Consider the following 22664-nt stretch of genomic DNA (forward strand, 5'->3'; position numbering starts at 1 on the left):
AATACGGTGATTTCGATTATCATGCATGTGAAGATCCTCCTTAGTTATGAGCGATTGGTTAGCACCTGCATCATAACGGAGGGTCTTTTTTTATGCAATAGATGAATTCTCATCTCACAGGAATAGCGGGAAATGCAGAAAAGCGGAGGCGGCTCGTTCAGTCACGACAAGCATAAGATGAATGGGCTAAGAAGGCGTTCTTTGCCTTCTTGGTCCATTTAGCTTATGACCTCGAGGGGCTAGCCGCCGGAGCTAGACAAGTTGAGACCCCGGAGGGCAAGCCCGAGGAGGCTCAACTCACGCCCCGCGGAAAGCGAGCACCCTTCGTTCCAATCAACTAGCACTCACTAATTAAATAGCAACAAAGTTTGCAAAAACAGCCTTTTAAAAAACATTTCTTAACTAATAAAAATGCTATTTAGTGGTCATTCCAACCGGAGTGACCACTTTTCTCACCCCAAGAGAGTCCAAACGTTTATAAAATCACTATATAGGTAAAAAGTATGACAAAAACACATCCGTACTGAAACTATTTACGTATACTCCATGTGACTTCTACTTTCTTACTAACCAAAAGCAGGTGATAAACGTGAATTACTCAACCATGAAACTCAGGCCACTGGTAGAACGGGTCATTAAAGGAGAGGAGCGGGCGAAGGAAGAATTTGAAAGGCGATGGGAAATCCCTTGGGAACAAGTTGGATCGGTATCGATATCCATTGAGAAGAACCAAAGGGACTGAAATGGTTCCAACCAACCTTCTTATGATAGAGTATGGATAGAACAGTTCAGAAAGAGGGTTACTGATGACAGTCAAACAATACTATCAAGACGCATATATGAAAGCCTTTCAAACAGCCATTCAGGATCAACAGGAGGATGAGTCAGGCTGTTACGTCGTATTGGAGCAAACGGCTTTCTATCCAACAGGCGGCGGCCAGCCCCATGATACGGGAACATTAATGGATAAGCGGATTATCAATGTGGAAGAAGTGAACGGGGAGATCCGTCATTATATAGAAGAACCGTTTGACGATATTTCAGGTGTTGTCGAGGGACAGATCGATTGGGAACGCCGCTTCGATCATATGCAGCAGCACGCCGGCCAGCATTTCCTGTCTGCCGCGTTTGCAGAAGCACTTCAATACGAGACAATCAGTTTTCATCTCGGGAAAGAGTTCCTTACCATCGACTTAAACGTAAGTGATATTAGCGAATCAGATGCTCTGAAAGCTGAAGAACTAGCCAACCGGATCATAAGGGAAGCGAGACCTATCGAGACGAAGTGGGTGACGGAAGCGGAACTGTCTGGATACCCGATTCGAAAGCAGCCATCTGTCACCGACGAGATTCGTCTTGTTATCATCCCGGGCTTCGACTATAACGGCTGCGGGGGAACCCATCCCCGTTCCACGAGTGAAGTAGGAGCAATCAAAATCCTTGATTGGGAGAAGCACAAAGGGCACATCCGATTGCGGTTTGTATGCGGAGACCGGGTCCTCCAACAACTAGACCGTAAGCATGGAATACTGAAAGAGCTTACAGGTGTCCTGCAGTCACCGGTAGAAAATATGGTATCGACCGTCGATCGAATGATCACTAAACAAAAAGAGCAGGAGAAAGCTCTGGAAGGATTGAAAGAGGTTCTGTTGACATATGAAGCAGAAGGGTTGCTTGGAGTCCGAAAAGATGACTATACGCTAATTCAAAGAGCTTACAGTGACAGGCCGATTCAGGAACTTCAGAAGATTGCCCAACACATCGTATCTAAGAGAGAAGATGCGATTGTGATGCTGGTCGTCCATAATGATCAAAAGCTTCAGCTCGTAGTGGCGAAAGGGTCGTTACCAACGATTAATCTACGAGAAGCCGCACAAAAAGTTTTCCCACTCATCAATGGAAAAGGCGGCGGGAAAGAGTCGTTTGTTCAAGGCGGCGGAGAGGCGGTTATGAGTAAGGAAGATTTACTTGAAAAACTGGTAAACGAACTATAAAGAAGATGAACGAGAGCCATCCGGTGTGACCGGGTGGCTTTTTCGATTATATGGATGACATTATCTATATTTGGAAAATTCAATTAAAATAAAATTCCAGGATTCCTTCACACATCCTTCACAAATGATTCCAATTACCTACCAATTTTAATACTTGTAATAAAACACCTAAAAGTTACCACTATAAAATTTAAATTCCCTGCCAAAAATTCTAGTATAGTTCTTTAGTAGTTCTATGAAATACCTATTTTTTCCTTTGAGAAAATTTATCATATAGTTCAATAATAACAGACAAAATCCGACAAATACTTTGTCGGATTGACGTTCCTGGTTACCAGTGATAATTATTATATAGAAAAAAAGTATCAAGATTTTTCAAAATAAACGTTTTAAACATGAAATTTGTGGTAAATAAGGATAGAATTAATTCCATTTTCTTCAAAAGTCATACGAACGAATCATTTTGAGGAAATGTGACGTTATTTTGTCTGTTGGTTCGTAGATACAACTGGAAGAGGGGGAGTATTCTTCTTTTTAGCACAGGATCCAATAGGTAAGAATCTTGATTACATAGAAGAAGAATGACATCAGCTTTGGATGGGTTCGATCAACATGCCATCTGCCGAGTGAAAGGAAGGAACGCATAGGATGCTTGAGTCAAAGAGGAAAGCGATTATATTTATTGTTTTGTCGGTTTTATTAGCTGTTACAGCAGGTTTTCTTGTTCTTAAGAAGGTACAAGCTTTAAACACAAATTTAGGGACAAGTGTAAAAATCTATGTAGCTGGTAAAGATATTTCATCACGCTCTCTCATAACTCCAGAGAATGTGAAGACCAATGAGATACCTAAGAAATTTCTTAAAGATTACCATATTACCAATGCAGATGAACTCGTTAATAAAGTATCTGTCGTTCCCTTATCAGAAGGCGATATCATCACAAAAAACATTTTGAAACAAGCTTCTTCCGTGGTGGATGAAAATAATCGACTGATTACATTGATGCAAAATGAGCGGGTTTTCTTTGATGAACCGCTAGAAGCACTAGATCGGGTGGATATCATTGTTTCACATCGTTTTAACGGGAAAGAAGAAACAACTTTATTCATGAAAGACGTAAAGGTTGCCAGAACGGCGAAAAAGGATAATAAGTTCAAAGGTGTCCAATTGGAAGTTTCAATCGAGAAAGCACCTGAACTGATTCATATGCAAAATTACGCAGACAGTTTAAGGGTCATCAAAGCGAATGTCGGCAAGCAAGAAGCAAATGAAGAAACTGAAGAAGCAGGAAAAGAAGAAAAACCTCAAGTTGAGACCAAACAAGAAGAACAGAAGAAACCAGGCGAAGAGCCTAAAAAGGAAGAGAAGCCTAAAGAAGAACAGAAACCTACCAAACCTGAAGAGAAGCCAAAACAACAATAGTGAGTGATATAGATAACGGAGGGACCTTATGAGTAAGGAATTTCAGATTTTTCTCATTGGAGAAGAAAATGAGTTAAGTCAAAATTTAATAGAAGGCTTGAATACCACTTATGAAATTATTCAGATTCCGGAAAACTCCTGGACCACAGAATTAAGAAAGTATGAGCCTAGCGTAGTAATTTTTTATACAGGAGAAAACAGCTCACCAGGATCTATGATACAAGAACTCTATCGGGATTTCCCCAACACCTCGGCTCTATACGTACATACTGAACAGGATTTTGAGCTCCTTAGAGAAATGACACGAGCCGGCGCTGAGGACTTCATTATCTTACCTGATGAAGAAAAATCACTTGGCGAGCGGGTCAGTCATATTTTGCAACAATATCAAACCAGATCAGAAACCGCTGTTTCTTCCGGAACTTACAAAAGAGGAAAAGGACAGATCTTTTCTTTTTACAGTGGAAAAGGTGGGGTGGGAAAGACACTCTTAAGCACTGCTTTTGCTCAAACTTTAAAGCTGGAATCCACGGCGCAGGTCATTCATATTGATTTTAATCTGCAATACGGCGGATCCGAAACGTACTTGGGAATCGAAAGTAATCGCTCGTTGATTGATTTGCAACCTGTTATGAATGAATTGAATGAGCATCATATTAAAAATATTTCTGAAAGCGAGCCCTTCTCAAAACTGGAAGTGTTGGTAAGCCCTCGGGATGCAGAAATGGCAGAGAAGATTGATGAGGATTTTGTCATAAGGCTACTAAGAGCATGCAAACGCTGTTACGACTTTATCATCATTGACCTGCCGTCCAGCTTGGATGTGAAAACGTACACAGCATTAGAGGAAGCGGATCGCATCTATTATGTTATGACCCTTGACACCCCTGCCATCCGTGTACTGAAGCACGTTGAAGATCTCTTAAAACGACTTGGGCCACAAACGCTGGAAAACATGGAGCTGGTGGTGAATCTTTCAGGCAGGGAAAATGAACTGACGAAAAAGGATCTGGAACGTTTTGTGGATTTACCTGTCTCAGCGGAAATCAGGCGTGATATCAAAGGTGTACAGGCAGCCATAAATCAAGGACAGCCCTTAAGAAAAGAAATCAAAGAAAAGAAATTAGTAGCGCCTGCTAAAGATATTCAAAAGTGGGTTACTTCTATGTTGAAATAAACACTTGAATAGAGGGAGGTGGAACGATGTCACTCTTTCAACGAAAATCCGAAAGAAAAGCTGATAAGAAGTATGAATATGAGGAGAATATACCTTCCGGCTCAGCAAATCCTTATATCGATGAGTTAATCGAACATTATAAAACACGATTATTGACTGAAACAAACTTAGAAGAATTGACGAGTTTACGAGATGGAGAGAGAAGACTTTCAATCGAAAGACTTATCAATCAATTTATGGCAGAAGAAAAGGTTGTTATTCCAAGCCATGAAAAAGAATCGATGCTCTCCCGGTTAATAGATGAAAGTGTAGGGTTTGGTCCATTAGAAGCATTACTGAAGGATGAAACGATTACAGAAATCCTGGTGAACGGTCCCTCAGAGGTATTCATAGAGAAAAACGGTCAACTGCAGAAATCTACTATTACGTTTAAAGACGAAGAGCATGTCCGACATATTATCGACCGGGTGGTGGCCCCACTCGGAAGACGGATCGATGAAAGCTCGCCAATGGTGGATGCACGTCTCCCGGATGGAAGCCGTGTAAATGCCGTCATCCCTCCGATTAGTTTAAATGGAACGCTTATTTCTATCCGAAAGTTCAAGAAAACACCATTTGAAATGGAAGATCTCATGAACTACAACACCTTTACGAATGAGATGGCGTACTTTCTTGAAGCAATTGTAAAAGCAAAAATGAACATTCTTGTCTCGGGAGGAACCGGAAGTGGGAAGACGACCCTTTTAAACGCCATGGCAAAGTCTATCCCCCTGAAGGAACGTGTAATTACTATAGAGGATTCTGCAGAATTACGTTTGAATCGAGCCAGTGTAGTAGGTATGGAAGCAAGACCTTCAAACGTTGAAGGCTCTGGAGAGGTCACGATTCGACAATTAGTGAGGAATGCCCTCCGGATGCGCCCGGATCGAATTATTGTAGGGGAGGTCAGGGGTTCTGAAGCCTTTGATATGTTACAAGCGATGAACACTGGTCATGAAGGGTCCATTACAACAGTCCACGCCAACTCCCCTTCGGATGCCATTAGCCGTGTAGAAGGAATGGTTGTAATGGCCGGGATGGATCTCCCTACCCATATCATTCGGGAGTATATCGTGGGAGCTCTTGATTTCATCGTACAAGCGGAAAGATTATCCGACGGATCAAGAAAAATCATGAATATATCAGAAGTATATGTAAATGATCATAACAAAATCGAGGTACAGGATATCTTTACTTTCGAAAGAACAGGAATCGGTAAAAATGGAGAGGCAGTTGGAGAATTCGTTCCGACAGGAATACGCCCGAGATGCCTGAACCGTCTGAAGGTCCATGGGGTTGAAATTGATGACAGTTTGTTTCAGCCAAAGAGGGAGGTAAACCATGCAGCAAATGATGGTATCTATTCTTTATAGTTTAGCGGTGCTGTGCTTACTCTGGGGTCTCTACTTCCTTCTTGGCTACCGCAATCAGAAGAAAGAATGGAAGCAGAAGATCAGTACGTGGTACCCGGAGCAAAAGAGGAAGAGCTCTATCAGTGTGATCGGAGATAAATTTGATCGGTCCGAGACGGCAAAGCCGCTGGAGCAAAAGCTGCAAAGCTCAAATATCACACTCCTTCCGTCGGAATATTTAGGGGTTCATATTTTAGGTGCACTCGTGTTATTGGTCCTTTTATTCAATATATTTAAACTGCCTATAAATCTAGTACTAATACTGATTCCGGTGATTTTGCTGACTTCTCACTTTCTATTATTCTACTTGAGGAAAAATAAATATGAAGATCGTTTCAACAGTCAGCTTGCTGACATCTGCCGGCTACTCGGTAACGGTGCCAGGTCGGGCCTTACGATCAATCAGGGTATCGAGATGGTGGCACGGGAGGTAAGTGCTCCAGCCGGAGTAGAGTTCAAACGACTCGCGAACGAACTCAAACTTGGAGTGCCCCTGGAAATGGCTCTGAGATCGATTCAGCAAAGAAATAAATCCAGGGAGTTTCAATTGTTCATTGCGACTATCCTCATCCAGAAGAAGACTGGAGGGAACCTGGCTGCTACATTGGACTCTATGTCAAACACCCTGGAAGACCGTAAAGTGCTAAATCAAACCATTAAGACAATGACATCTGAGCAACGCTACATTTCAATCCTTGTTCCAGCCATGCCGATCTTTATCGTCTTAATGATGAACAATATTATTGAAGGATTTACCGATTCATTAAAGACAGTCCCTGGTATGATCATCCTTGTCCTCTTTTTGTCAGGAATCGTACTCTCTTTCTTTCTAATCAGAAAAATAACGAATATAAAGGTGTAGCCTATGGATGCCATTATTATCTTATCGATCATTGTTTTCTGGATTACGTTTGTCATTGCCATTCGTCATTATTCAGTCTATCTGAAAGAAAAGCGGATGTTACTTGAACATATATCGGATATGACAGAAGTAAGTGCTTTTGATAAAAAGTCAAAAAAGAAAAACAAAACCAGCATGGTACAAAAGCTAACCAAGTATGCAGATGAGTTTTCTGAACTTGGACAACGAATTAACTTTTTTAGTGAAAATCACGATGTGAAGGACTGGCTGCAGAAATCCGGTAATAAATACGGATTAACCGTTGAGAGATTTCAAGGAATGAAAATTGTTTTACTACTAATCGGGTTTATTTCCGGATTCCTATCCTTAGTGATTGGTCTGCCATTCTCTCAATATGCTTTGATTTTTAATCCGATGATTGGATACTTTCTGCCGATCATTGTGGTGAAAAATCAGGCGAAAAAAAGGCAAGAAGCTTTGAGACACGATTTACCCGATTTTTTAGATACCATCAGCACCAGCCTGCAGGCAGGTGTCAGCTTAGACCAAGCTTTAAGGGAGGTGATACGGTTCTTTGACGGTCCTCTCAGGGAAGAATTCTCACGATTCAATCATGAAATCGACCTGGGAGTACAAAGAGAAACCGCCTATCGCAATTTACTGGAAAGAAACGATAACCCTGAATTCCAAAGTCTTATCAAGGCTCTGATGCAAGGTTTGAAGCTCGGTGTTCCAATCGCTACTACCTTTAAGGTTCAAGCTGAAGACATGAGGCAGTTCAGAGAAGAACAAGTAAAAGAACTTGCGGCAAAAGCCTCCCCGAAAGTAACACTTGTCACCACATTTGTAGTGGCGCCGGTATCTATTCTCATGATTGCCGGGCTGATGTTACTGAATTTAATATACGGGGAGAACAGCATCATTAAACTATTTAATAACTTTTAAAATGGAGGAAATTAATCATGAAAAAACTAACAGAACTTTACACAAAATGCTCAATTAAATTAGATGGAATGATCCGCAACGAAAGAGGATCTCAAACGTTGGAATGGATTGGGATTGCAGCAGTCATTGTTATTTTGGTTGGGGTTATTTCACAGGCGTTTTCTAATGACACTGAAATTGGTAAGGCAGTAGTGAAAAAAATAAAAGGGATGATAGATCAAATTGGAGGCGGAAGCTGATTAAAGAAATTTTCACCTCAGGAGGTAGAGTTTACAATATGAGACTTTCAATCATCGCACTTTTTATGACTATGTCTTTCCTCTTAGTAGGATGCAGTGACAATGGAAATACAGATGAGGCTATACAAGAAAATAAGAAAAACGATTCAAGCGTTGAAGATACTAAGAAGAGTAATCAAGAATCATTAGTTGACAAAGAAATTTTTAGTAATCTTCCTGATGTACCTCAAAATGCAGTTGACATCATTCAACAAATGCCGGGAGTTTACGCAAACAAGGAAGTATTAGGGGATGAAGTTGAGAAGCAAGTAATTGAGCGCATCAAAGATTTACCTCCCTTACCAGAAAAGCCAAGTGAAGAAGAATATGATAAATATTTTCAATATGTTTATTCTCTTGCTGCAAATGACTTTCCTGATCCTGATGATTTGGTTAAAAAATGGGAATTTTCTATGTATGGCAGTCCAGAAATGGAAAATCCTAAGTTCAAATTTAAAGAGAATTATAATGTTGAGATTATACTTGATTCAAGTGGAAGTATGAATGCTAAGGTTGGAGACAAAACTCAGATGGAGCTCGCAAAAGAAGCGATAAATGATTTTGTTTCTAACCTTCCAGAAGATGTGAATATATCTTTAAGAATATATGGTCATAAAGGTACTGGCGATGAATCGGATAAAGAAAAATCGTGTTCTAGTATAGAGCAGGTATATGGGTTTGATAAATACAACCAGGATTCGTTTAGTAATGCTATTAATCAGTTTAAACCAAGCGGTTGGACACCAATTGCAGAAAGTTTAAAACAATCTTTTGAATCATTTAAAAAATATGACCAAGAATCGAACACCAACCTCATTTATTTAGTAAGTGATGGCATTGAAACTTGCGATGGTAACCCCGTTGCGGTTGCAAAAGAATTTGCAGGTTCTAATGTGTCCCCAATCATTAATGTTATTGGTTTTAATGTAGACTCCAAGGCTCAAGAGCAGCTAAAACAGGTAGCAGAAAGTTCAGATGGCATATACTCTACAGTAACGAATAAAGATCAATTAACTGAAGAGTTTGAGAGAGCACAGGAAATATTGGAACGTTGGGAAAGTTGGAAGACAGATGCAATTAGGGATGCAGATGCACAGAGAGTGGATAATAGTTTTGATATTCTTGGTTTTTCAAATGATTGGAATTTTATAGAGACGGATCAATCTTTAAGAGTGAGTTACTTAATCACCATTCTTCGTGAACAAGAGAAGATCAACTTTGAACAAAGAGACGAATTAAAGAAACGAGCATCCACCGTCCAAGATCTAATTGACTCATCTTTAGATGAAATTTTAGAGGATTTAAAATCAATGAATCAAAACGAAATTGAATCTTTAAAAGAAGAAATAAAAAACAAGTATAAAACCGAAGTTGAATAAGATTTTGGAACAATTAAAGGTGAATTTATAAAATACTATACATCGATGAGTAAAGCATAAAACCTTACGCATAGAAAGGAACTGGAACGATGATAGAAAGACTGACCAAAAAGGTTTTTGTACTGTTGGCTCTACTCATCGTTCTTTTTCAATCATTTTCCTTCCCTATATACGCTAGTGCCACCATCAAGCCGTGGGAAGGAAATCCATGGACGGGGGATTCGTGGGAAGGAAGCCCTTGGGACCCTCAGCAATTCAAGTGGGAAGGGAATCCGTGGGAAGGTAAATCAACACAGGGAAATGATTGGGAAGGTAACGGTACTGAAGGTCAGGGAACAAATGGTCAAGGAACGAATGGACAATCCTGGGAAGGGTTCGATTGGTCAAACTCACCTTGGTACATGGATCCTTGGGTAATGAACGGATGGACGCCTAATGGATTTCAGGGTAATGGAACAGAGGGGAATCCTTTTAACGGTAATGGAACGAATGGTAACCCATTTGGAGGGAATACAACTAATGGTGCTCCATTTTACGGTTACGGTACAAATGGAGGGCCGTTTACCGGCACAAATACAAACGGCAGTGTGTACACTATGTCTCCTTATAATCCAAGCCAACCAACTACCAATGATGGACCGATTTATTCTCCTTATGATTGGTTTAAGTTTGGAGTCTCCGATATCGGAATGAATTCCATTAAGACAATTGCAGAGAATAATATTCAATTAAATGATCTTGGTACATGGAACTTGAAATCTAAATCTTTCTACTTGAATTTAATGGAAAACTCTTTTAAATTCGGTGCGAAAGATATTGGAGTACTTGAAGCTGGCGCAGATGCCATAGACGTGGGGAAGAATTTCAAGGACTTTAAGAATAACTATCAGTATGCTATAAATGCAACTAATACGATAGGAACAAAGTTATCACCATATCTTTCAAACCCTCAATCTATCATAGATGCTGTGAAATCGGCTAAGGTGTCGAATTTACTTTCTTCTGCTTCTAATTTCGGACAAACTACTTACAGTTCATTTAAGGCTATGGCTCCATTAAGTAAATTAAATGTTGTTGGAGCTGCAGTTGGAGCAGGTTTTTCTGCAGTGGATTCCTACCAAAACACTGTAAAACTGTTTAATGCTGATAACGGGGGAGAGAGAGTTAAAGCGGGTGCGGATCTAGCGCAAAGTTCAGGTAGTCTATTAATGAATGTAGGGACAGGAGTGGCTGCCTTTCCCGGGGGTCAGGTAGTAGGTGGAGCTTTAATTGCCGGTGGGGCGGTTCTTTGGTTAGGTGGTACGGCTGTTAAACACTGGAGTACAATAAAAAGTGCAGTAACCCATCCAGTAGAAACAGTTAAAAAGCTCGGAAAAGGCATAGCAAATAAAGCTAAAAAGACCTGGTCAACTGTAAAAGGATGGTTTTCTTAAAATTGGAGGATGACTGATTTATGAACAACCAAGATATATCTAGCGTAGCTCAAAACCACAAGAAATTATTAGAAAAGGTTAGTGTATTCCCTTATGAGTTTCATAAGGGAAATCATGTTTATAGAATGGCTCATTTCTACAGACTGTCTTCAAAGTTGTATGGGAGTTTTGTTTATACGCCATATGATTTGTCATTTGAAGAAGTGAAAATGGTATTTTATAAATTTATTCTATTGGAAGAATACTTGAAAGATAAATTATCTAAACTAAATGACTATGCATCAACGGATTTTTCTGCAAGCTACTTTGGATACCGTCAAGAACTGCAGGAGAAGATCCTTGTGAATTCAAGCTTTAATGAAGAACATGGAGTTATACAAGAAATGATAAATGCAATAGACTATTTTGAAGTCACGTTAACAAATATCAGGGAATCATATTCCGATTTTAAAGAAATCACTAACGAAATTAAAAGAACGACTATTTTTACGGAAGACCAATTAACAGATATTCAAAAGTCATATGGCAAAGCACATGCTTATCAGTTTCAGCAGGCAGCGAAGCAAAAAGAAATCATTCATTCTTCAAGAAAATTAATTGAATACATGGATAAAAGAAAACTCTTTTCTGGTGAATTTGCAAGCTTTTATAAAAAGACGAAATTAATGGCAAGTGAAGATTCAGAAAATAGACTTGACCATTCTTTAAAAGGTTTTGGTGATTACAAAGAAAATATTACCCTTACATTTCGAGAATTAGAAGAAAAATTTGTGAGGAAAAATGAAAAAGACTTTTATCAAGCTTTAGATGAGAACTTTATTAAGAGACGAGTTAGAAACCCTTCAGTACAGGAGGCGTAGGATGATCCAATCATTAAAAAATAGCTCGATTTTATATACTAAGAAATTTGAGGGCGTCATCCTTCTCTCCCTCACTATTCTACTCCCTTTATTAGTCGTTAACTGGTTTTTATTGAACATAATCTATTCTTTTGTTTTTAATGATTTTACGTCAGCCCTTGCAGATTTTTATTATATCTTCCTGACATTCATCTTTATGGTGATTGCACAAATCCCATTTATCCAACTTGTAGATCAATTCGAAAAAAAATCTGAAATTAAGTATAAAAAAATATTCTTTATTTTTATTACCAATGCGTTCTCCCTTTTTCTTTATGGGATTTGTTTATCAATCTTAACTTCCATAGGTACAATGCTATTTATTCTTCCTGGTTTAATTGTACTTGTCTTTCTATTTGGAGCACCATATGAAGCCGTTCTAGAGAAGAAATCTGTTTGGAAATCAATTAAACCATCAACTAAATTTGCAAAGAAAAAGTTTTTCCCTTTGTTGTTGATCATCATTACGGTTAGTTTGACAGAGCTTATTATTGGATGGATTAGTATGTACCTCATTTATTCCATTACAACTTCATTATTAGCTCAGGTTATGGTTCAAATGCTGTTGAATCTATTAATTTTTCCTTTTCTCGTGATATGGATCACCTATTTCTTTAAGGGATGGAAAGAAAAATACCAGTTGGTTTAATGAAGGGGAGGCAGACTTTAAGAGTGTTTTTTTGAAAAATATAAGAAAAAAAGCTCTTCCACTCTTGAATTTCTAAGTAATAGGATGGTTTAGTTAATGAAAATATAATCAAAAGAGCATGCCTCTTTTGATTATATTTCTTTAGAATGAAGGATTGAAATAGATACTCAAACCTTAATTAAGAATGCAAACGAACATAAGAAATGGTTGGAAGAAGTATTTATCAATCCCTATGGATACTACGTAAAAGATAATTAATACTTTTTAACCTTATATAAAAGAAATAATAAGCTAAAAGGATATTCTGTCATTACAAGTGATAATTTTGACTCAAGAGATGCTAAAAGTTAGTGATTTATACTGCCTATTTTAATAACTTCTCCTCCATTGGAGAATCACAAGAAGAATTTGTTGAAAATGCTAATAACTATACTCATTATTATGATAATCAAATATTAAAGACTAATACAATTGATGATAACGACCTTTTAAAAATAATGGAAGTGTTATCTAATGTTAATAGACCCCAATACACAAAAGGAAAAAATTTATTGTTTCATTTAACAAACTTAAAGAATTAGAAAGAAACATGAAGAAAATCGGTGCTTTTTCTAATCTCACCAAAGATAATCAAAAATTTCTTGCAGAATTATTATTAAGTAAAAAAGTTACAGAAAATACATTAAGATCATTAGATGCAGAGAAAGAGGTAGAGCATTTACCAATTGTGGAACAGATTGAAATATTAGTTGAAGAATTTCGGAAAGTGGGTCAAGAAAAACTCCCACGCTACAAGCGCTTTTATTACTATGGGGAATCATAGAGATGGTCGTAGGGATCGTTCTGAATGGTCTTATCTTAACTATTACTTCTTCATATGCGGCGATAGCAGGCGTGCAAATGATTACCAATATGATATTCTACCCTGTTTTTTTAGTGTTATTAACAACCTACACATTAAAGTGGAGAGCAGGATTACGCAAACTTGTGTAGTGAGGATGTGAGAAGGTTATGTTTAAGCTAAAAGAAAAATTGAAAAGTGAAGAAGGTTCTTCCACCATTGAATTCTTGGGGATCCTACCCTTTATTCTGCTGGTCGTCATGATTGCCTGGCAGCTCATTGTAAGCGTACAGGCAGTCGTGGTTGCTCAATCGGCAGCAAACGAAGCTGCCAAAGTGTATTCCATTACCGAAGATTCGGTTGAGGCGACGGAGGCTGCCAAAAAAATCGTCAAGGCCGGGGGAGCGTATTTAACCTTTTCAGGAGCGTCAGGTATGGCAAATAAGGATTTTACCACGAGTGTTGATGTGGAGATTGATTTAGTGTTTCTTCCGAAGAAGATTTTCCCGGGGAAGTCTACTCCGTCTATTTCGTTTACTTCTACAGCCTCCGGTAAGGTGATAAAAAATGAGAGCTAAAGTTAAAGCATGTCTTCAGCAGGAACACGGGAATGCGGCACTTTTTATGATAGGGCTACTGAGTATTATGATGGTCCTGTTTGTGTTTGTTTTTAACCTTACCCAGATTTTCGCGGTGAAGGAAGAAGCCAATACAACGGCGCAGCAGGCAAGCTTAGCAGCCACGTCCGTTCTTTATGATCAATTAGATGAGGCTATTGAAAAATATGAAAAAAGTATTATCGGTACAGTAGATTCATCTCCAGAAACTATCGGGCAGAAGATTGAAAAAAAGGAAATACAATTAAGATCTGATGCCGGGTTCAATGAATATTCGGAAAATGAAATCAAGCTGGAAGCAATGGACATAGTTTTGACAGAGGAATTACGTCATGGACTAGGTAAGGATAAGCTGGATGATATTATGGGAGAAGAAATTTACCAACGAACTTTATCTGACATGGTATCTCAAGCTAAATCGACCATATTAGAGAATGGTGGAAACCTAACAGATGCCACTCTTACGATAAAAAATGGACAAGTTTTTGTCCATGCTTCAAACACCATGGAAGGAACCGCCTTTAAAGGTTTTTTTCAAGACATCAAGGAAGATCTGTTTCAAACCTCGGCTGGACCCAAAGTGGACTTTATTGAAGAGCTTTCAAATTTTCACAATAAAGAGGTAGAAAAATCCCTTGATGAGTAAAAATGACAGGAGGAATGAAGATGTCCAAAAAAGAAAAACGCTGGAGAAGGTTTTACTTTTTCCTGATGATTTTTTTCTATGCAATATACGTCCCGGTTTCGGTACTGGAATGGCTGCTGGGTGATGGTGGGCTGCCCATAACGGCTGTGGTAGTAGGGATTGCGTTACCATATATGAGAAAAAATCATCTTCATCAAATACAGATGAAAGAGGGAACGGGAGCTTGAAGTGAACTTCAGGCTTATTTTATTAGAAGATTAATAGAAATGTAGCAAATTCAAACAGCAAAAGGTCTCGGGCATGGAGCTTGCATCGCAGCCGGGAGTATCATCTTCAATCCAATTAAAGCACTCGATAAAATAGACAAAGTCAGGAAAGCAGCGGATAAGGCGAAGGGGTAATAAAATAAAAATCAGTTGCTAACATTAACCCAAAGTAGGCAACTGCAATTGATAACAAAGTAACAGTAAAAGAAAAAGATCATTTACCTGAATGGCTCAAGGAGGCTTTTGCGGATTCCTAATATTGGACAGTAATGACACATGAAGATACAAAAATCTACAGAACGTACGGTGGAAAGGCAAATCCTAAAAAGGGGGTGCTACTACAACTCCTGCATCGAATAGAATTAATAGTAATATAGATCCGGCTCAGCTATGTGCAGGTATAACTAAATCACCTCCTCCTACAAGGAATGAAAATTTAATCAAACGTTTGGTTAAACCCAATGCCATACCACAACAGCCCAATGCCCCAACCCTAAACATTCGATATCCCGTCCGATATTGGGTAAAATAGAAAAGACACAATCATGTTCAACATTTGGCTACAGCTTAAAGGAGAGAAATACATGACGAACTATGCAGATGATAGTTTAGCGTTACATACAGATTTGTATCAGATCAATATGACGAAGGCGTATTGGGATGATGATTTTCATAATCGAAAGGCTGTTTTTGAAGTGTTCTTTCGAAAGCTGCCTTTTGGCAATGGATATGCGGTGTTTGCCGGGCTTGAACGGATCATTGAATATGTGAAAAAGTTTCATTTCTCGGAAAGTGATATCGAGTACTTACGGGAGTTAGGGTATGAGGAAGCGTTCCTGGAATATTTGGCGGAGCTTCGTTTCACGGGGACAATCCGTTCCATGCAGGAAGGGGAGGTTGCGTTTGGGAATGTCCCCCTTGTTCGTGTGGAGGCACCCCTGGCTCAAGCCCAATTACTGGAGACGGCGATTTTAAATATTGTAAACTACCAGACGTTGATTGCGACGAAGGCAAACCGGATCAAGCAGGTAGTGCAGGATGAGGTGGTAATGGAGTTCGGGACGAGACGTGCCCATGAGCTGGATGCAGCTATCTGGGGAACACGTGCGGCTTATATCGGGGGCTTTGATGCGACGAGTAATGTAAGGGCCGGGAAGTTATTCGGCATGCCTGTTTCCGGAACCCACGCCCATGCCATGGTTCAGGCTTATCGTGATGAGTATCAGGCGTTTCACAAGTATGCTGAAAGCCATAAAGATTGTGTTTTCCTCGTGGATACGTATGACACACTGAAATCCGGTGTACCTACAGCGATTCAGGTAGCGAAGGAGCTTGGTGATAAGATTAACTTTAAGGGGATCCGCCTCGATAGCGGCGACATGGCGTATCAATCTAAGAAGGCCCGAAAGATGCTTGATGATGCAGGCTTCACGGATACGAAGATCATCGCATCCAATGATCTGGATGAATATACGATTCTGAACCTGAAGGCACAAGGTGCGGAGATTGATGTTTGGGGTGTCGGGACGAAGCTGATCACCGCTTACGATCAACCTGCATTAGGGGCAGTGTATAAGCTCGTTTCTATTGAAAATGAATCGGGAGAGATGGAGGATACCATCAAAATTTCCAGCAATGCCGAGAAAGTTTCGACTCCAGGGATGAAAAGGGTTTACCGAATCATCAATACGGTTAATCATAAATCAGAGGGTGAATACATTGCTTTGGATCACGAGCACCCTGAAAGTCAGGAACGGCTGAAGATGTTCCATCCCGTGCATACGTATATCAGTAAATTCGTCACTAATTTTGAAGCGAGGGAGCTTCATGTTGATGTGTTCAAGGGCGGGGAACTTGTGTATGATGTACCTCCTTTAGAGGAAATGAGAAGTTTTGTGAATGAGAACCTTGAGCTGTTGTGGGATGAGTATAAGCGATCCATGAATCCTGAAGAGTACCCGGTGGATTTAAGTGAAGAGTGTTGGAATAACAAAATGGATCTGATTCAGCATGTGAAAGCAGAAGTGAAAGAAAAACATAGTGAGAATTGGTAAGTTTGTCTGTAACTGGGCAAGATAAAGGGATATAATATGATGTAATAAAACCTAACATGGAGTGTGAAAACATGGATTCTCTTCAAAAACAAATCGTAGAAGAAATGATGGTAGCCCCGGAAATCGATTCGCAGGAAGAAATCCGTCGCAGTGTCGACTTTATGAAGGCTTACTTGAAGAAGCATTCATTTCTTAAAAGTCTGGTCCTTGGGATATCAGGAGGACAGGATTCCACCTTATTAGGAAAGCTGGCACAGATGGCTATCGATGAGATGAACGAAGAATCAGGATTTTCGGATTATGCTTTTTACGCTGTAAGACTTCCATACGGAGAACAGGGAGATGCCCAGGATGCCATTGATGCGGTGGAATTTATTAATCCAACCGTATCAATGACGGTGAATGTCCAGCCGGCTGTTGATGCCAGCGTCGAAACCCTTAAGAAGAATGGTATCGAGTTATCCGACTTTGTCAAAGGAAACGAAAAAGCCCGTGAACGAATGAAGGTTCAATTCGCCATCGCAGCCATGAAGAAAGGTGTGGTGCTAGGAACCGACCATTCTGCAGAAGCGGTCACCGGATTCTACACAAAATACGGAGATGGAGCGTCAGATCTCGTTCCACTATTCCGTTTAAACAAGCGTCAGGGAAGGAAGCTTTTGATGGAGCTTGGGTGTCCGGAACACTTGTACAATAAGAAACCGACGGCTGACCTTGAGGAAGATCGTCCGCAGCTGCCAGATGAAGAAGCCCTGGGTGTCACATACGATCAGCTGGACGATTACCTGGAAGGGAAGGAAGTACCCGCTGAAGCAAAGAAAGCCATTGAAGGTCATTACCTGAAAACACAGCATAAACGTCATCTGCCGGTTACGGTGTTCGATGATTTTTGGAAATAAGTAAGTGAAGCCGATTCTCGAAGGAAGGGGAATCGGCTTTTTTTACATGTGATTCGACATAAATTGCAACTCCCCACCCCCTTTAAGAACCCTATCTCCTACCAATTCCCTAAAATTTCTATACCAATTTTCCATTTTATAGAGGATTTTCGACTTTTTAAACGAAAGTAGTAATAGTTAAAGATGAGTTTGAATCATTCAGGAGGGGTACGATGTCACATGAAACGGTGAATCCAAAGTTACAAAGTATCATTGATAATATAGAGAAAGTCATGATAGGAAAGAGAAAGGTAGCAGAGCTAAGCATTGTTTCCCTGCTTGCCGGAGGACATGTATTGCTTGAGGATGTTCCGGGGGTAGGAAAGACGATGATGGTTCGTGCATTGGCAAAATCTGTGGGAGCGAGCTTTAAGCGAATCCAGTTTACACCAGACTTACTTCCTTCAGATGTAATCGGTGTATCCATTTATAATCCTAAGGAAATGGAGTTCACCTTCAGACCGGGACCTATCATGGGGAATATCATCCTTGCAGATGAAATCAACCGTACGTCACCGAAGACGCAGTCTGCTTTACTTGAGGGCATGGAAGAGAGCAGTGTGACAATTGACGGGATGACGCGGAAGCTTGATAAGCCTTTCTTCGTTATGGCCACCCAGAATCCGATCGAGTATGAAGGGACATACCCTCTTCCGGAAGCACAGCTTGACCGTTTCCTGTTGAAAATGAAAATGGGTTATCCTGAACCGGAAGAAGAGATGGAAGTCCTTCACCGCGCTCAACGGACTCCGCCGATCGATGAATTGGAGCCGGTCATGACACTGGAGGAGTTGAGATATATCCAGGGGGATGTGAAGGAAGTATTGGTAGATGACACCATCAAGAAATACATTGTGGAGATTGCGAACCGCACGAGAATCCATGCGAATGTATATTTGGGCGCGAGCCCGCGTGGATCCATTTCCTTGATGAAAGCTTGTCAGGCTTATGCTTATTTAAGAGGAAGGGATTATGTGGTTCCTGACGATGTTCAATTCCTCGCTCCTTACGTATTCTCTCACAGGATCATTATGAAGTCTGAAGCGAGATATGAAGGTATCACCCCTGAAGAAGTAGTCGAAAGAGTCATGGCTCGCATTCCGGTTCCTGTTCAAAGGCTTGTGAGATAAATGAAGATGAAACTTCAATTTCTTAAACCACTTGTGACGTTTTTGCTTCTTCTTCTCTTGATGGGGGGGACGTTTTCGTATGCGATGTTCCAAGGTGGGTTTGTGAGCTGGTTTTTATTCTATAGCTTTTTGCCGTTCGCTCTATATTCGTTTTTTGTTTTCTTATACCCTCTTTCTGAGTTTTATGTGGAGAGGAGTTTCGAATCTGCTGAGTACAAGGCGGGAGACGAATTGAAGGTCACGATTACTCTGTCTAGAAAGCTGCCATTTCCGTTGTTTTATATGGTGATGGAGGATGTGGTGACCGATTCAGTCTTTCACCACTCTGGATTTCCAAAGGCGAAAGCGATGATCTATCCGGGGTTTAGGAAGCGTATTAAACTCACATATTATATAGATGAACTTCCCCGCGGTGAGCATATCTTTTCTAAAGTCCGGTTTAAGACAGGAGACTTCTTTGGAGTTTTTGAAAAGGAGGCGACGGTGGATTGTGTGGACAGACTTCTTGTTTATCCGTCGATCATCGATGTTCCTTATCGTCCTTTGGAGAATCGGTATGATCAGGGAATGACAACTTCAAGCGTGAAAATACAGAAAGATACGACGATGGCGACAGGGATCCGTGATTATCAGCCGGGGGATCGCTTTTCCTGGATTCATTGGAAAACGTTTGCCAGGACCAATGAGCTGATGACGAAGGAGTTTGAGGAGCGTCAATCACATGATGTGTTAATCGTCCTTGATAGAGAGTCATCTCCTGCATTTGAACCGATGGTGACGTTTGCGGCATCAATCATTCGTTCCATCGTCAAAAAAGGGGCTCAGGTAGGGCTTGTGTCGATTGGTGAAGATCATGTATCGTTTCCAATTCGCGGTGGTGAAGAGCACTTGAGTCAGCTGAATTATCATTTGGCGAAGGTGAGGCAGGACAGCCCCTTTGCTTTAGGAAAGGTCCTGCAGGGAGCAGGATTGAACTATTCTCAATCAGCAGCGGTACTGTTTGTGACATCAACCGTGTCAAAAAAGATGATCATGAGTGTAAATGAATATTCGAAGCGGAATAGCTCTGTCGTCATCTTTTTGGTGAAGAAAGCCGGGGATGCGTACACGGCAGAAGAGAAATCGTTGAAAGCCTACGCTTCATCACGAGGAATTCGGTTGAAAGTATGTTTTGAAGGTGATTTTTCATCTGCATTTTTGGAGGTGAAGCGGGCGTGAGGAATGAAACAACGAGTCACCCATTTTTCAAGATTACCATTTATTTATTTGGTTTTTTACTGTTATGGGAGTGGTTAAAACCTCTTAAGGTTGTGACGGATACAGGAAGTTTAACATACTTTGTTGTCTTTATCGCTTTAGCTCTCGTCCTGTCTTATTTCAGGATTCATTTTGTGATCACTTCATCAGTGAAAATCCTTTTTATTCTGTACAGTCTGCATGGGTTGTATTATGCCGGTTCTTTTTTTTCACCGGGGTGGTTCAGGGAATTCAGTCATGATTTATGGATGAATCTCGGATTGACTCTCGGGCGTGAATGGCCAAGTTTATCTTTTGTATACAGAAGCCTGCTGTTCTTCGTGCTCCTGTGGCTGATGACGTACTTGATCCATTATTGGTTATCCGTTCGGAAAACGATTCTTCTTTTTTATGTAATGACGGTAACATACGTGTGTTTAATTGATACCTTTACCGCCTATGAAGGGGACAAATCGATTATACGTGTCGTCATTTTCGGGTTTCTACTCATGGGGCTCCTTGCACTTGAGAGGTTGACACAAAGGGAGAATCTCCTTGGTTCAAAAATGAGCCGATACCGCTGGATCGTTCCACTGACGGTGATGCTCGGAGTCAGTTCAATTGTTGCTTTTGCAGCGCCAAAAGCCGATCCGATCTGGCCGGACCCTGTCCCTTATCTCCAGTCCTTTTCCGAAGGTGCAGGTGGCAGTGGTGTCAGTAAGATCGGCTACGATACGGATGACACCAAGCTTGGAGGTCCTTTTATCGGGGATCCCACGGTCGTGTTCAATGCTGAAGTGACAAGGGAGCATTACTGGAAAATTGAATCAAAGGACTTATACACAGGTAAGGGGTGGGAGCAGTCCATCCCGGACGATCAGCAGGCTGCCCTTCCATTTGATCCGGGGAAGAAGGTTCCGATTCCTTCTCCTGAATCTGATGAGGAACGGGATCTGGAAAGTGAAAAGGTTACGGTACAGCGGAAGTATTCACATGTTGTCTATCCTTATGGTGTAGAGACAATCAAGGGAAATGAAAATGGATACTTCAGCTTTAATCCTATTAACGAAAAAGTGACAAGCTATAAAGAGCTCGATGAGGCAGTTAAGCTTGAGGCTTATGAGCTTTCCTACCGTTCCCCGTCCTTTTCCCAGAAAAAGATGAAGGCAGCGAATGAAAGTCAGGAAATTATGCAGGTAACTGAGTTCGTCGATCGTTACACCCAACTGCCCGTCACGACACCTCAACGCGTAAAGGACCTGGCGGTGGAAATCACGTCTGAAGAGGATAATTGGTATGACAAAGTAAGGGCAATTGAAAAGTATTTTTCAAAGGAAGCCTATGTTTATGATCAGTTTGATGTTCCTGTTCCCGAAGAAGGACAGGACTACGTTGATCAGTTCCTCTTTGAAACCCAGCGTGGATATTGTGATAACTTCTCTACCTCCATGGTCGTGCTGGTTCGTGCACTTGGGATCCCGGCCAGATGGGCGAAGGGATACACAGAAGGGGAATATAGCAGGCAGGTGGATTCGACATACAAGCTCTACGAAGTTTCAAACAACAACGCCCATTCATGGGTGGAGGTATTCTTCCCGGAAGTGGGCTGGGTACCGTTTGAGCCGACGGTGGGCTTCAGCAACAACGTTTCTTATCAGTATGATCTTGATGTCCCTGATCCGGAAAATAATGAAGTCCCTATCCCGGAGAAGAAGGACACTCCTAAACAACCATTGCAGCCTGAAGAGGATGCTGCGTCTTCCGGTGACGGTTTTTCTTTATCCAAGCTTTGGGATGATATGAAGTTATTCGTCGTTGACAACTGGGGCAAAATCGTGATGGGATCACTTCTTTTGATCATTACCATGATTGCTTTATACCTTGTGAGGAGGCGCTGGATGCCTTATGTCCTGATACTGTACTACCGGAGAAAATCATCAGATGATGTGTTTTCCCAGGCTTATCTGTCCCTCATGAAGCAACTGGGCAGGTACGGATTAAGAATGGAAGACGGTCAGACATTACGCGGCTATTCCAGATATATCGATTCCTTCTTCGGGACCCGTGAAATGACCAGTCTGACCAATAATTATGAACGTATATTATATGGTCAGAGCCCCACATCAGAAGATTGGGTGAAGATGAGGGAATTATGGGAAAATTTAATTAAAAGGACAACTGGTTGACCCGGTTGATAACAAAGTATAAAATGATGTCAAATTCATATAGCGTTCGTTAGCATCCTTCGTATATCCTCGATAATACGGTTCGAAAGTATCTACCCGGTCACCTTAAATGACTGGACTATGAAGGCAGTGTTCTAATTTGACATCCGTGTATGCAAAAAACTAGAATTCTGCCTTTTTTTTAAGGCGAAGTCTAGTTTTTTTTATATTTTTTTGGAATGCTAACAACAATAGATAGTATAAGGTAAATAAACTGATGAG

22 protein-coding genes and 1 riboswitch are annotated in these 22664 nt (G+C 40.7%); all 22 genes read left to right on the forward strand.

Annotated features, from left to right (window positions below):
- Positions 1 to 589: 589 nt before the first annotated feature.
- Positions 590 to 742 carry a hypothetical protein gene (locus tag BAA9072_RS22495; protein ID WP_201716809.1) on the forward strand — a complete coding sequence of 51 codons (153 nt, stop codon included), beginning with the start codon at positions 590 to 592 and terminating at the stop codon, positions 740 to 742.
- 64 nt (positions 743 to 806) lie between these two features.
- Positions 807 to 1994: an alanyl-tRNA editing protein gene (locus BAA9072_RS22500; RefSeq protein WP_201716810.1), complete on the forward strand. Its 1188-nt coding sequence runs from the start codon at positions 807 to 809 to the stop codon at positions 1992 to 1994.
- A 648-nt stretch (positions 1995 to 2642) separates the two neighbouring features.
- Complete coding sequence (gene cpaB, locus BAA9072_RS22505; protein WP_201716811.1) at positions 2643 to 3416, forward strand: Flp pilus assembly protein CpaB; 774 nt, start codon at positions 2643 to 2645, stop codon at positions 3414 to 3416.
- A gap of 28 nt (positions 3417 to 3444) precedes the next feature.
- Positions 3445 to 4593 carry an AAA family ATPase gene (locus BAA9072_RS22510; RefSeq protein WP_201716812.1) on the forward strand — a complete coding sequence of 383 codons (1149 nt, stop codon included), beginning with the start codon at positions 3445 to 3447 and terminating at the stop codon, positions 4591 to 4593.
- Positions 4594 to 4619: 26 nt separating this feature from the next.
- Positions 4620 to 6005, forward strand: coding sequence for a CpaF family protein (locus BAA9072_RS22515; protein ID WP_201716813.1), 1386 nt, complete (start codon positions 4620 to 4622; stop codon positions 6003 to 6005).
- A complete protein-coding gene (locus BAA9072_RS22520) occupies positions 5974 to 6906 on the forward strand; it encodes a type II secretion system F family protein (RefSeq protein ID WP_230980976.1) in 933 nt (310 codons plus the stop codon). Before BAA9072_RS22515 ends, BAA9072_RS22520 begins: the two co-directional genes overlap by 32 nt.
- A 3-nt stretch (positions 6907 to 6909) precedes the next feature.
- Positions 6910 to 7851 (forward strand): type II secretion system F family protein, encoded by a 942-nt coding sequence (locus BAA9072_RS22525; RefSeq protein WP_201716814.1) that lies wholly within the window; start codon positions 6910 to 6912, stop codon positions 7849 to 7851.
- Between the two features lie 17 nt (positions 7852 to 7868).
- A complete protein-coding gene (locus BAA9072_RS22530) occupies positions 7869 to 8090 on the forward strand; it encodes a hypothetical protein (RefSeq protein ID WP_201716815.1) in 222 nt (73 codons plus the stop codon).
- A 38-nt stretch (positions 8091 to 8128) separates the two neighbouring features.
- A complete protein-coding gene (locus BAA9072_RS22535; protein WP_201716816.1) occupies positions 8129 to 9508 on the forward strand; it encodes a VWA domain-containing protein in 1380 nt (459 codons plus the stop codon).
- An 89-nt stretch (positions 9509 to 9597) separates the two neighbouring features.
- Positions 9598 to 10941: a hypothetical protein gene (locus BAA9072_RS22540; RefSeq protein ID WP_201716817.1), complete on the forward strand. Its 1344-nt coding sequence runs from the start codon at positions 9598 to 9600 to the stop codon at positions 10939 to 10941.
- A 20-nt stretch (positions 10942 to 10961) separates the two neighbouring features.
- Positions 10962 to 11801 carry a hypothetical protein gene (locus BAA9072_RS22545; RefSeq protein WP_201716818.1) on the forward strand — a complete coding sequence of 280 codons (840 nt, stop codon included), beginning with the start codon at positions 10962 to 10964 and terminating at the stop codon, positions 11799 to 11801.
- A gap of 1 nt (position 11802) precedes the next feature.
- Positions 11803 to 12489, forward strand: coding sequence for a hypothetical protein (locus BAA9072_RS22550; protein ID WP_201716819.1), 687 nt, complete (start codon positions 11803 to 11805; stop codon positions 12487 to 12489).
- A 589-nt stretch (positions 12490 to 13078) separates the two neighbouring features.
- Complete coding sequence (locus tag BAA9072_RS22555; protein WP_201716820.1) at positions 13079 to 13312, forward strand: hypothetical protein; 234 nt, start codon at positions 13079 to 13081, stop codon at positions 13310 to 13312.
- Between the two features lie 2 nt (positions 13313 to 13314).
- Positions 13315 to 13482, forward strand: a complete 168-nt coding sequence (locus BAA9072_RS22560) for a hypothetical protein (RefSeq protein ID WP_201716821.1) — start codon at positions 13315 to 13317, stop codon at positions 13480 to 13482.
- A gap of 18 nt (positions 13483 to 13500) precedes the next feature.
- Positions 13501 to 13908, forward strand: a complete 408-nt coding sequence (locus BAA9072_RS22565; protein WP_201716822.1) for a TadE/TadG family type IV pilus assembly protein — start codon at positions 13501 to 13503, stop codon at positions 13906 to 13908.
- The gene (locus BAA9072_RS22570) at positions 13898 to 14593 is read left to right on the forward strand and encodes a Tad domain-containing protein (RefSeq protein WP_201716823.1); all 696 of its coding nucleotides are present in this window, start codon (positions 13898 to 13900) and stop codon (positions 14591 to 14593) included. Before BAA9072_RS22565 ends, BAA9072_RS22570 begins: the two co-directional genes overlap by 11 nt.
- A 20-nt stretch (positions 14594 to 14613) precedes the next feature.
- A complete protein-coding gene (locus BAA9072_RS22575) occupies positions 14614 to 14820 on the forward strand; it encodes a hypothetical protein (RefSeq protein ID WP_201716824.1) in 207 nt (68 codons plus the stop codon).
- A 623-nt stretch (positions 14821 to 15443) separates the two neighbouring features.
- Complete coding sequence (locus tag BAA9072_RS22580) at positions 15444 to 16913, forward strand: nicotinate phosphoribosyltransferase (protein WP_201716825.1); 1470 nt, start codon at positions 15444 to 15446, stop codon at positions 16911 to 16913.
- A gap of 71 nt (positions 16914 to 16984) precedes the next feature.
- Positions 16985 to 17812 (forward strand): ammonia-dependent NAD(+) synthetase, encoded by an 828-nt coding sequence (nadE, locus tag BAA9072_RS22585; protein WP_201716826.1) that lies wholly within the window; start codon positions 16985 to 16987, stop codon positions 17810 to 17812.
- A 212-nt stretch (positions 17813 to 18024) separates the two neighbouring features.
- Complete coding sequence (locus BAA9072_RS22590) at positions 18025 to 18981, forward strand: AAA family ATPase (RefSeq protein WP_201716827.1); 957 nt, start codon at positions 18025 to 18027, stop codon at positions 18979 to 18981.
- A gap of 6 nt (positions 18982 to 18987) precedes the next feature.
- Entirely contained in the window at positions 18988 to 20199 is a 1212-nt protein-coding gene (locus BAA9072_RS22595; RefSeq protein ID WP_230980977.1) for a DUF58 domain-containing protein, read from the forward strand.
- Complete coding sequence (locus BAA9072_RS22600) at positions 20196 to 22403, forward strand: transglutaminase TgpA family protein (RefSeq protein ID WP_201716829.1); 2208 nt, start codon at positions 20196 to 20198, stop codon at positions 22401 to 22403. Before BAA9072_RS22595 ends, BAA9072_RS22600 begins: the two co-directional genes overlap by 4 nt.
- 39 nt (positions 22404 to 22442) lie before the next feature.
- Positions 22443 to 22544, forward strand: a riboswitch (purine riboswitch).
- Positions 22545 to 22664: the final 120 nt, after the last annotated feature.

The sequence above is a fragment of the Rossellomorea arthrocnemi genome (genome assembly GCF_904424705.1).
Classification (GTDB): domain Bacteria; phylum Bacillota; class Bacilli; order Bacillales; family Bacillaceae_B; genus Rossellomorea; species Rossellomorea arthrocnemi.

Bases quoted from the DNA above. Each gene is read 5' to 3' on its own strand.
- BAA9072_RS22520 (WP_230980976.1), top strand. From the start codon at position 5,974: ATGCAGCAAATGATGGTATCTATTCTTTATAGTTTAGCGGTGCTGTGC.
- BAA9072_RS22535 (WP_201716816.1), top strand. From the start codon at position 8,129: ATGAGACTTTCAATCATCGCACTTTTTATGACTATGTCTTTCCTCTTA.
- BAA9072_RS22560 (WP_201716821.1), top strand. From the start codon at position 13,315: ATGGTCGTAGGGATCGTTCTGAATGGTCTTATCTTAACTATTACTTCT.
- nadE (WP_201716826.1), top strand. From the start codon at position 16,985: ATGGATTCTCTTCAAAAACAAATCGTAGAAGAAATGATGGTAGCCCCG.
- BAA9072_RS22570 (WP_201716823.1), top strand. From the start codon at position 13,898: ATGAGAGCTAAAGTTAAAGCATGTCTTCAGCAGGAACACGGGAATGCG.
- BAA9072_RS22525 (WP_201716814.1), top strand. From the start codon at position 6,910: ATGGATGCCATTATTATCTTATCGATCATTGTTTTCTGGATTACGTTT.
- BAA9072_RS22515 (WP_201716813.1), top strand. From the start codon at position 4,620: ATGTCACTCTTTCAACGAAAATCCGAAAGAAAAGCTGATAAGAAGTAT.
- BAA9072_RS22580 (WP_201716825.1), top strand. From the start codon at position 15,444: ATGACGAACTATGCAGATGATAGTTTAGCGTTACATACAGATTTGTAT.
- BAA9072_RS22595 (WP_230980977.1), top strand. From the start codon at position 18,988: ATGAAACTTCAATTTCTTAAACCACTTGTGACGTTTTTGCTTCTTCTT.
- BAA9072_RS22565 (WP_201716822.1), top strand. From the start codon at position 13,501: ATGTTTAAGCTAAAAGAAAAATTGAAAAGTGAAGAAGGTTCTTCCACC.
- BAA9072_RS22575 (WP_201716824.1), top strand. From the start codon at position 14,614: ATGTCCAAAAAAGAAAAACGCTGGAGAAGGTTTTACTTTTTCCTGATG.
- BAA9072_RS22500 (WP_201716810.1), top strand. From the start codon at position 807: ATGACAGTCAAACAATACTATCAAGACGCATATATGAAAGCCTTTCAA.
- BAA9072_RS22540 (WP_201716817.1), top strand. From the start codon at position 9,598: ATGATAGAAAGACTGACCAAAAAGGTTTTTGTACTGTTGGCTCTACTC.
- BAA9072_RS22530 (WP_201716815.1), top strand. From the start codon at position 7,869: ATGAAAAAACTAACAGAACTTTACACAAAATGCTCAATTAAATTAGAT.
- cpaB (WP_201716811.1), top strand. From the start codon at position 2,643: ATGCTTGAGTCAAAGAGGAAAGCGATTATATTTATTGTTTTGTCGGTT.
- BAA9072_RS22545 (WP_201716818.1), top strand. From the start codon at position 10,962: ATGAACAACCAAGATATATCTAGCGTAGCTCAAAACCACAAGAAATTA.
- BAA9072_RS22590 (WP_201716827.1), top strand. From the start codon at position 18,025: ATGTCACATGAAACGGTGAATCCAAAGTTACAAAGTATCATTGATAAT.
- BAA9072_RS22555 (WP_201716820.1), top strand. From the start codon at position 13,079: ATGAAGAAAATCGGTGCTTTTTCTAATCTCACCAAAGATAATCAAAAA.
- BAA9072_RS22510 (WP_201716812.1), top strand. From the start codon at position 3,445: ATGAGTAAGGAATTTCAGATTTTTCTCATTGGAGAAGAAAATGAGTTA.
- BAA9072_RS22550 (WP_201716819.1), top strand. From the start codon at position 11,803: ATGATCCAATCATTAAAAAATAGCTCGATTTTATATACTAAGAAATTT.